Source organism: Acinetobacter sp. P8-3-8 (assembly GCF_000214135.1).
In the GTDB taxonomy this organism is placed as follows: Bacteria; Pseudomonadota; Gammaproteobacteria; order Pseudomonadales; family Moraxellaceae; genus Acinetobacter.
Window position 1 is genome coordinate 65,352 of record NZ_AFIE01000013.1, and the last position, 9,151, is coordinate 74,502.

General features: G+C 38.1%; 7 protein-coding genes and 4 tRNA genes. 8 read left to right on the plus strand and 3 right to left on the minus strand.

Annotated elements, in window-relative coordinates; all coding sequences use genetic code 11:
* Positions 1–155 precede the first annotated feature (155 nt).
* The 8 genes from secA to GGG_RS0108075 all read left to right on the plus strand — a co-directional run bounded on the left by secA (position 156) and on the right by GGG_RS0108075 (position 6,591).
* The gene (secA, locus tag GGG_RS0108040; protein WP_010113721.1) at positions 156–2,873 is read left to right on the plus strand and encodes a preprotein translocase subunit SecA; all 2,718 of its coding nucleotides are present in this window, start codon (positions 156–158) and stop codon (positions 2,871–2,873) included.
* Between the two features lie 147 nt (positions 2,874–3,020).
* Positions 3,021–3,413, plus strand: a complete 393-nt coding sequence (locus GGG_RS0108045) for a hypothetical protein (RefSeq protein ID WP_010113722.1) — start codon at positions 3,021–3,023, stop codon at positions 3,411–3,413.
* Between the two features lie 177 nt (positions 3,414–3,590).
* Positions 3,591–4,811 carry a bifunctional glutamate N-acetyltransferase/amino-acid acetyltransferase ArgJ gene (gene argJ, locus GGG_RS0108050; protein ID WP_010113723.1) on the plus strand — a complete coding sequence of 407 codons (1,221 nt, stop codon included), beginning with the start codon at positions 3,591–3,593 and terminating at the stop codon, positions 4,809–4,811.
* Positions 4,812–4,960: 149 nt separating this feature from the next.
* Positions 4,961–6,028 (plus strand): quinolinate synthase NadA, encoded by a 1,068-nt coding sequence (gene nadA / locus GGG_RS0108055; RefSeq protein ID WP_010113724.1) that lies wholly within the window; start codon positions 4,961–4,963, stop codon positions 6,026–6,028.
* A 151-nt stretch (positions 6,029–6,179) separates the two neighbouring features.
* Positions 6,180–6,256, plus strand: a tRNA-Pro gene (locus GGG_RS0108060).
* A gap of 47 nt (positions 6,257–6,303) precedes the next feature.
* Positions 6,304–6,380: transfer RNA gene (locus GGG_RS0108065), tRNA-Arg, on the plus strand.
* A 42-nt stretch (positions 6,381–6,422) separates the two neighbouring features.
* Positions 6,423–6,498 (plus strand) — tRNA-His (locus GGG_RS0108070).
* A 16-nt stretch (positions 6,499–6,514) separates the two neighbouring features.
* A tRNA-Pro gene (locus GGG_RS0108075) sits at positions 6,515–6,591 on the plus strand.
* A gap of 188 nt (positions 6,592–6,779) precedes the next feature.
* On the opposite strand, the gene GGG_RS0108080 is transcribed toward GGG_RS0108075, so the two are convergent.
* The 3 genes from GGG_RS0108080 to GGG_RS0108090 are packed head-to-tail and all read right to left on the minus strand — an operon-like array spanning position 6,780 to position 8,918.
* On the minus strand, positions 6,780–7,259 hold the full coding sequence (locus GGG_RS0108080; protein ID WP_010113725.1) for an OmpA family protein: 480 nt from the start codon (positions 7,257–7,259) through the stop codon (positions 6,780–6,782).
* 26 nt (positions 7,260–7,285) lie between these two features.
* Entirely contained in the window at positions 7,286–8,503 is a 1,218-nt protein-coding gene (locus tag GGG_RS0108085; RefSeq protein ID WP_010113726.1) for a sensor domain-containing diguanylate cyclase, read from the minus strand.
* A gap of 4 nt (positions 8,504–8,507) precedes the next feature.
* On the minus strand, positions 8,508–8,918 hold the full coding sequence (locus tag GGG_RS0108090; RefSeq protein ID WP_010113728.1) for a YfiR family protein: 411 nt from the start codon (positions 8,916–8,918) through the stop codon (positions 8,508–8,510).
* Positions 8,919–9,151 lie beyond the last annotated feature (233 nt).

A 9,151-nucleotide genomic window follows, 5' to 3' on the forward strand; every position in this document is an offset into this window, starting at 1 on the left:
CAAATTTGCTACATTAATGCGCTTTAGCTCATATACGCTAGAACTGGTCGTCAGATTTTTTTTATTGGTTTTGTGCAAAACCCTTGTACTTCAAATTTCTAGCACCATAATATCGTTTGAGAAAAAATTATTTCACAAAGATTTAGAGAGTTTATATGTTGGCAAGTCTGATCGGAGGTATCTTCGGTACAAAAAATGAGCGCGAACTCAAACGGATGCGTAAAATTGTCGATAAGATCAATGCGCTCGAGCCGACGATATCAGCTTTAAGCGATGCGGACTTATCTGCAAAAACTGAAGAATTTAAACAACGATATAACAAAGGCGAAAGTCTAGATCAGTTGTTAGCAGAAGCTTTTGCGGTTTGTCGTGAAGCGGGTAAACGTGTCATGGGGATGCGTCACTACGATGTTCAGTTGATTGGTGGTATTACCTTACATGAAGGTAAAATTGCTGAAATGCGTACAGGTGAAGGTAAAACCCTGATGGGTACTTTGGCTGTATATCTGAATGCAATTAGTGGACAGGGCGTACACGTCATTACCGTAAACGATTATTTGGCACAACGTGATGCTGAGCTTAACCGTCCATTGTATGAGTTTTTAGGCTTAACAGTGGGTGTGATTTATTCAATGCAATCACCTGTTGAAAAAGCTGAAGCTTATCGTGCAGATATTACTTACGGTACAAACAACGAATTTGGTTTTGACTATTTGCGTGACAACATGGTTTTCTCTATGGCGGAGAAAAAGCAACGTGGTCTGACTTATGCCATTATCGATGAGGTCGATTCGATCTTAATCGATGAAGCACGTACACCGTTGATTATTTCTGGTCAAAGTGACGATTCTTCACAGCTTTATGTTGCCATTAACAGTATTCCTCCAAAATTAAAGCCTCAGAAAGAAGAAAAAGTTCCTGATGGTGGTCATTTCTGGATCGATGAAAAACAACGTTCTGTTGAAATAACAGAAACTGGTTTTGAAACAGTTGAAAATGAACTGATTGAAATGGGTTTATTGGCTGAAGGTGAAAGCTTATATTCTCCGTCAAACTTAAACCTAGTACATCACGTGACTGCTGCAATCCGTGCACGTTTTCTATATCAACGTAATGTTCACTATATTATTCATGAAAATGAAGTCGTGATTGTTGATGAAAATACGGGTCGTACCATGCCAGGTCGTCGTTGGTCAGAAGGTTTACATCAAGCTGTCGAAGCCAAAGAAGGTTTAGACGTTCAACCTGAAAACCAAACACTCGCAACAACAACATTCCAGAACTATTTCCGTTTATACAAAAAGCTTTCAGGTATGACAGGTACGGCTGATACAGAAGCTGCGGAAATGAAAGAAATTTATGGCTTAGATGTGGTGCTTATTCCAACCCATCGCCCAATGATTCGTAATGACCAAAATGATTTAATCTATTTAAATCGTAATGGTAAATACAATGCAATCATTGAAGAAATTCAAAAAATTCATGAAGCGGGTGTAGCGCCAATTTTGATTGGTACAGCAACCATTGAAGCATCTGAAATTTTGTCTGATAAGTTGAAAGAAGCTGGCATAGCGCATGAAGTTTTGAACGCAAAACAACATGAGCGTGAAGCAGATATTATTGCGCAAGCAGGTTCACCACGTGCAGTCACCATTGCAACGAATATGGCTGGTCGTGGTACCGACATTTTGCTGGGTGGTAACTGGAAAGCTAAGCTTGCCAAAATTGAAAATCACACTGCGCAAGATGAAGCTGATCTAAAAGCAGAGTGGGATCGTAACAATGAGATGGTGATCAGCTCAGGTGGTTTACATATCATCGGTTCAGAACGTCATGAATCACGCCGTATTGATAACCAGTTACGTGGTCGTTCAGGTCGTCAAGGTGACCCAGGTGTTTCGCGTTTCTTCTTATCTTTAGAAGATGATTTGATGCGTATTTTCGCAGGTGATCGTGTTGTAGGCATGATGCGTGCAATGGGTTTACAAGAAAATGAAGCCATTGAACATAAAATGGTGTCACGTTCGATTGAAAATGCACAACGTAAAGTTGAAGCACGTAACTTTGATATTCGTAAAAACTTATTGAAATACGATGATGTCAATAACGAACAGCGTAAAATCATTTATTCTCAACGTGATGAAGTTCTTCAAGAAAGCACACTTCAAGACTATATTGAAGAAATGCATCGTGAAGTTGTTAAGGGCTTAATTGAGAATTATATTCCACCTGAATCGATTCACGATCAATGGGATATCAATGGCTTAGAAGTTGCTTTACGTGAAGATTTAGGTATTGATCTTGCAGTAAGCCAATGGCTGGAAGACGACCGCCGTTTAGATGAAGAAGCTTTAGTTGAACGTATTTCTGATGAAGTGGTAGCACGTTATAGAAACCGTCGTGAACAAATGGGTGATGAGTCTGCTGCAACCTTAGAACGTCATTTCATGTTGGGTTCTTTAGATCGTCATTGGAAAGACCATTTGGCGGCGATGGATTACTTACGTCAAGGGATTCATTTACGTGGTTATGCACAGAAAAACCCTGAGCAAGAATACAAAAAAGAAGCGTTTAATCTTTTTGTCAGCATGCTTGGTGTGATCAAATCAGATGTGGTGATGGATATTTCTCGTGTTCATATTCCAACACCTGAAGAACTTGCAGAAATGGAAGCCCAACAACATGCTCAAGCAGAATCAATGCGTTTAAACTTCGCACATGATGAGCTAGATGGTTTAACGGGTGAGTTAAACAATGTTGTTGTCGATGCACAATTTACTGAAGAGCAAAAAATTGTTGCACCTGAAAGCCGTAATGCACCATGCCCATGTGGTTCAGGTCTGAAATATAAACAATGTCATGGCAAAATTTAATTTGACCTGATATGCGTCATTTGACAGAGAAAAGCAGAACAATTGTTCTGCTTTTTTTACAAGTTATTACGGTAAGTTAATTTTGATTGCAGGAATGTCAATTAAATGCTATTAACTTGCAGGATTGGAACGTTCTGTGGAAAGACAATGAAAAAATTATTACAACCTCTATTTTTTGCAACTTTAGCAATTCCAGTTTTGGCATTTGCAGATACAGCACCGCAAACAACGACTGTTGAAAAAGTGCAAGCTGCAACAGGTGTTACCACTGCACAAACTGTAGTAAAAAATGAAACAACGACTGTGATCAGTCCTCGTACTGGTATTCGCTATACATTGGGAAATACTGGCGGACGTCCAATTATTCTCAAAACTGCTGCAATTGCAGCTGTTACACCTGCAACCATTAACCGTGTTGTGGCTTCGAATCCTGCTTTATCTGCAAGCAGTCAAGAAAAAGTAAAACAAGCTTTATTGGCTGTAGATACAACAGCAACCAATGCAACTGCAGTTACATCAGCACCAGCTCAACAGCAATAAACACGTTGATATTCAAAATGCCTAAAGCCAGTACATTATTACTGGCTTTTTCAATTTTATATTTAAATCAAAAATAATTTCTGATAGTAAAAATAAATAAGCATTTTAATAGACTCGATTTTTATCAAAATTTCTAATAAGCTGTGTTTCTATTAAATTTCATATGGACATTTAAAAATGGCTGTTGGTGACGTGTCTATGCCACATATGCATGTGGTGCAAGGGGTAAAAATTGGCTCTGCTGAGGCGTATGTACGTTATCCTAATCGACGAGATTTAGTTATTTTTGAATTTGCACAAGGAAGTAATGTTGCAGGTGTATTCACCCAAAATGCTTTTTGTGCTGCGCCAGTACACGTTTCAAAATTACATTTAGAACAAGCCAATCCACGTTATTTAGTGATTAATACAGGTAATGCCAATGCGGGAACGGGTAAATTAGGCATGGAAAATGCGCAATTCACTTGTTTAAAACTTGCTGAACTTGCCCAAGTTGAACAATATGAAGTTTTACCTTTTTCCACAGGGGTGATTGGCGAGCAACTTCCGATTGAGCGTTTGGTACAAGGTTTGCAACCTGCATTAAATACTTTGGATGAAAATTCATGGGTTGATGCTGCTACAGGCATTATGACCACAGATACCACACCGAAAGGGGCATCTGAGCAGTTTGAGCTTGATGGTGTGACGTATACCATGACAGGTATTTCTAAAGGCGCAGGCATGATTCGTCCCAATATGGCGACGATGTTGAGCTTTGTCGCAACAGATGTACCGATTGCTCGTTCATTGGTTCAACAAATGCTTAAAATTAGCGTTGATCAATCCTTTAACCGCATCACAGTAGATGGTGATACCTCTACAAATGATTCATGTATTTTTGTTGCAACAGGTCTCGCTGGCGGTACTGAAATTAGCTCAGTTGAAGATCCTCGCTATGCTATCGTATTAGACGTTTTATCACGTGTAATGAAACGTTTAGCACAATTGATTATCCGTGATGGTGAAGGTGCAACCAAATTTATTACGGTTGCTGTAGAAGGCGGAAATGACACGCAAGAATGTTGCGATATTGCTTATAGTATTGCGCATTCTCCATTGGTAAAAACTGCGATTTTCGCATCAGATCCAAACTGGGGACGAATCCTTGCTGCAATTGGTTATGCAGGCGTTAAGGATTTAGATGTTGAGAAAATCCAAGTCTGGTTGGATGATGTGCAAATCTGTAAGGATGGTGGTGCTGCGGCAGACTATACCGAAGAAGCAGGGGCGCGTGTCATGTCACAAACTGAAATGACTATTCGTGTTGATTTAGGTCGTGGACAGGCAAAAGATACCGTCTATACTTGCGATCTATCATACGATTACGTCAAAATTAATGCGGATTATCGTTCTTAATTTTAAAATTTAAATAGAGCCTCATTCGTGAGGCTTTTTTATAACAAAACATTTTTCGTGGTGAATTTCTGTGCGGTAAGACGTACAATCTGTTCACAAATGTGTAAACGCTAGCATGATGCCAGCGACAAGGAAAGAGAAGACCTCTTATGAATGATGCGAATAATTTAATTGCCAACGAAGCAAAATCGATTGTGCAAGCGCATTTAGATCGTTTAGGTGAACCGAAGGACAACAGTTTAAGTCCTGAGCTAAAGCAACAAAAGTTTGAGCAAATTAAAGCAGAATTGCAAAAACGTAATGCAGTATTGGTTGCACATTACTATTGTGATCCTGAAGTGCAAGAGCTTGCTGAGGCAACAGGTGGTTGTGTTTCTGATTCATTAGAAATGGCACGTTTTGGACGTGATCATGAGGCGTCTACTTTAGTGGTTGCTGGGGTGAAATTTATGGGGGAAACGGCCAAAATTCTTTCTCCTGAAAAAACAATTCTCATGCCGACATTAGAAGCGACTTGCTCTTTAGATTTAGGCTGTCCTGTAGATGAATTCACAGCATTTTGCGATGCGCATCCTGACTATACTGTTGTGGTGTATGCAAATACCTCTGCGGCAGTGAAAGCACGTGCAGATTGGGTTGTAACATCAAGTTGTGCGGTTGAGATCATTGAGCATTTAGACAGTTTAGGTGAAAAGATTATTTGGGCGCCTGATCAGCATTTAGGACGTTATATCCAAAAGAAAACAGGTGCAGATATGCTGTTATGGGATGGATCATGCATTGTGCATGAAGAGTTCCGTGCTCGTGGCATTAGCAATATGAAAGCCTTATACCCGAATGCAGCGGTATTGGTACATCCTGAATCGCCAGAATCGGTGATTGATATTGCAGATGCGGTGGGAAGCACTTCACAACTGATTAAAGCAGCACAAACGCTTCCACAAGATACATTGATTGTGGCAACAGACCGTGGAATTTTCTATAAAATGCAACAAGCTGTGCCACATAAAACTTTGATTGAAGCACCAACAGCGGGCGAGGGTGCAACATGTCGTTCATGCGCACATTGCCCTTGGATGGCAATGAACGAGTTAGATGGCATTTTGGATGTATTGCGCAAAGGTGATCAAGAAATTTTTGTTGATTCAGCGCTTGCAGAGCGTGCAAAATTACCTTTAGATCGTATGTTGAACTTCAGTGCTCAGTTAAAACGTTAAAATTTGTATAAAAAATATCTGAAATGCTTGATTAATATACATTTGACGTGTTTTTTTTAATTTTTTTCAAGATAGGTGTTGACGTCTTCGGGCGTCACGCCTAGAATGCACACCGTACCGCACGATGTGTGATACAAAAAGCTGAGATGAACGGAGCATAGCACAGCCTGGTAGTGCACCTGGTTTGGGACCAGGGGGTCGTAGGTTCGAATCCTACTGCTCCGACCAATTCTTCAAGGCAAGGTAATCATGTGATATTTAGTATCATTGGTCATGCGCCTGTAGCTCAGTTGGATAGAGCATCCGCCTTCTAAGCGGATGGTCACAGGTTCGAATCCTGTCAGGCGCACCATTCAAGGTAGCTTGATATCATAGATCCTAAAATGCTGTTATGGTGGTTGTAGCTCAGTTGGTAGAGCCCCGGATTGTGATTCCGGTTGTCGAGGGTTCGAGCCCCTTCATCCACCCCAATCTCTTATGAGAACTCGGAGCATAGCACAGCCTGGTAGTGCACCTGGTTTGGGACCAGGGGGTCGTAGGTTCGAATCCTACTGCTCCGACCAATTTAAGCGAAAGTTTAAATATAAATTATCCGCTAACAAGCGGTTTTTTTATGCCTGAAATTTGGTTAATAAAATATTTGATCAAATAAAAGCTTAATTCCAATCATAATTCTTTGATTAAAATAATATGCAAAAAAAAGACCTCCGAAGAGATCTATTTAAAAATTGATGATTAATATGGTTTAAAACTAAGGAATAATAATGACTGTTACACGACGGTTTTCAGCACGATGTTCTTCAGTTTCATTATCATGGATCGGTTGAGTAGAACCTTTACCCATCACCATTAAATTTTGTGGATTAAACTTTTGTGCTAAAAAGATATTTGCGACACTTTGAGCACGTTCTTCAGAAAGCTTCAAATTGTATTCAGGATTACCAACATTATCGGTATGTCCAACAATTTTGAGTTTATCTAAATGATATTTATTTAATTGTGCCGCTAGACGAATAATTTCTGCCTGATGCTCAGGTTTAATTGAAGACTCATTAAAACCAAAGAGCAAGCGCTCAGGTAGGCCCAAACTCCAGCCCTCATCTGTAAGCACAAAACCTTGCTGTTTTAAAACACGAGCTTGCTTGTAACTAAGACCACCTAGATTCATACATCCAGAAAGTGCTAAACAAAGTACAGCAAGAATCGTAAGCTGTAAGTTTCTAAGTGACATATAAAATTCTCTACGTTTTAAATAAATTACGAGTGATAGATAAACCAGTGATGCTGTAACGATTTTGCTTTATACATGGCTTGGTCAGCTTGAGAAATCAGGTCTTCTGGGCTAGAAGCATGCTTGGCAAGTGCGATACCTAGACTAAAACTAAAAGAAATAGATTGGCCTTTATAAATCAGTGGTTCTTCACAAGATTTTATCAAATTTTCTGCAATTGAAATTAAATGCTCAATTTTAGAAACAGATTGTAAAATAATAGCAAATTCATCACCGGCAAGTCGTGCTACGAAATCATTTTGGCGAATATTGTTTTTGAGTCTATTCGACATCTCTTTTAGAACTTCATCCCCAACCAAATGTCCATACTGGTCATTAATCGTTTTGAAATTATTATTGTCGATAAATAATAGTGCGAGATTGCTCCGCTGATTTGAGTCTTCGAATAAGTTATATAAGACTTGAATAAAATAATTACGATTTGGGAGTTTTGTTAAATGATCGTGTTGAACTTGGTACGAAAGCTCATGATTTTCATTTTGAAGATGTGTATGCCAAGACTGTATTTCATCTAATAATTGGTTGAAAACGATGTTCAATTCTTGGAATTCTTGAATATCATTTAACGGAAATCTTAAATTATAAGCTTTTTGGCTTTTTAATAATTCTGCAATCTTAATCAATGGTGAAAAAGATTGCATAATATGGCGATAAGTCAGATTGATTGACCACCATAATGCGAAAATCATAAAAAGCATTCCAAAAGCAAGCCCTACGAAAATTTTGAAAATAAACATCAAAATTTCATTAGAACTTCCATAAAGCACCACATAACCAACATGTTGCCCTTGATGCTGTACATTCAGTTTAATCGCATCTTTGAGAAAAATACGATCAAAAAAGCTTTGAATAGAAGAATAATGCGCAATGGTTTTTAAGCTCTTTGCAATCTCGTGGCCTTGTTTATCATAAACTTGAATAGAACGGACAGAATGTTGAAGTGTAAATTCATCAATAATTTGAGAAATTGCATATTTATCTGAAAATACTAAAGCAGGCTGAATCCGTTCAGAAACAGTTCTGCTGATTAACAGCAAGTTTTGTTTCGCATAAGATTCAACGGTGAATATTGAAATACTTACAAATGTTGATGTGCAAATCAGCAAAGTAATCGCAAAGATTGTAAATTGAGATTTACGGAATAAAGCTTGTAAGGAGGTCGATTTAAAGAAACTATTGATCATTAATTTAATCCGAACTCTTTGCAAGTAATAAAACACGTGGATCAATATGTATTTTAGACTGCGCCAAACTATCTAAATTCACTTTAAAAATGGTATTCCCTGATTTATTGTTTAATAAACAAAAAGCACTGCCGATATCGCATTCAGTATTGCTTGTACTAAAAGATAAAATTGAAGGATTTAAAGACTTATTAATCAAAGTTTGCTCGGTTTGAGCAACGGTGTTGGAAAAAAACACCACATCACACTTGCGTGACTTTAATTCATTTGCTTGTATTGCATATACAGTCACTGGGGATTTAGTGCTTTTGATATAATTTCCAAATTGAGTTGCATAATCAGCATTATCAACAACGCATAATTGAGGGTTGGGAGTATTCCATTTTGCATAACTTAATATAGATAAAGTCATCATAAAAAAATTATGTGTCGAATTGGCATGGGAATAGTTGCAAAAAGATAGCAAGATTCCTAAACATAATGTTTTTCTATTTATTAAGTAAGCCATATTCGAATTAATTTTTAGTGATAAAAACCGTCAAGGACAGTTTAAAGAAAAAAAACAAATATAAATAGCTCAAAATTTAGTTAAATTCGCAGAATTTGAAATAAATTTGAATAATATTTATACAAACGCACTAAAAAATT

What these genes read in the sequence shown, in the direction of transcription:
- GGG_RS0108090 (WP_010113728.1), bottom strand. Translation starts at nt 8,918, where the DNA reads ATGATGACTTTATCTATATTAAGTTATGCAAAATGGAATACTCCCAAC.
- argJ (WP_010113723.1), top strand. Translation starts at nt 3,591, where the DNA reads ATGGCTGTTGGTGACGTGTCTATGCCACATATGCATGTGGTGCAAGGG.
- secA (WP_010113721.1), top strand. Translation starts at nt 156, where the DNA reads ATGTTGGCAAGTCTGATCGGAGGTATCTTCGGTACAAAAAATGAGCGC.
- GGG_RS0108085 (WP_010113726.1), bottom strand. Translation starts at nt 8,503, where the DNA reads ATGATCAATAGTTTCTTTAAATCGACCTCCTTACAAGCTTTATTCCGT.
- GGG_RS0108080 (WP_010113725.1), bottom strand. Translation starts at nt 7,259, where the DNA reads ATGTCACTTAGAAACTTACAGCTTACGATTCTTGCTGTACTTTGTTTA.
- GGG_RS0108045 (WP_010113722.1), top strand. Translation starts at nt 3,021, where the DNA reads ATGAAAAAATTATTACAACCTCTATTTTTTGCAACTTTAGCAATTCCA.
- nadA (WP_010113724.1), top strand. Translation starts at nt 4,961, where the DNA reads ATGAATGATGCGAATAATTTAATTGCCAACGAAGCAAAATCGATTGTG.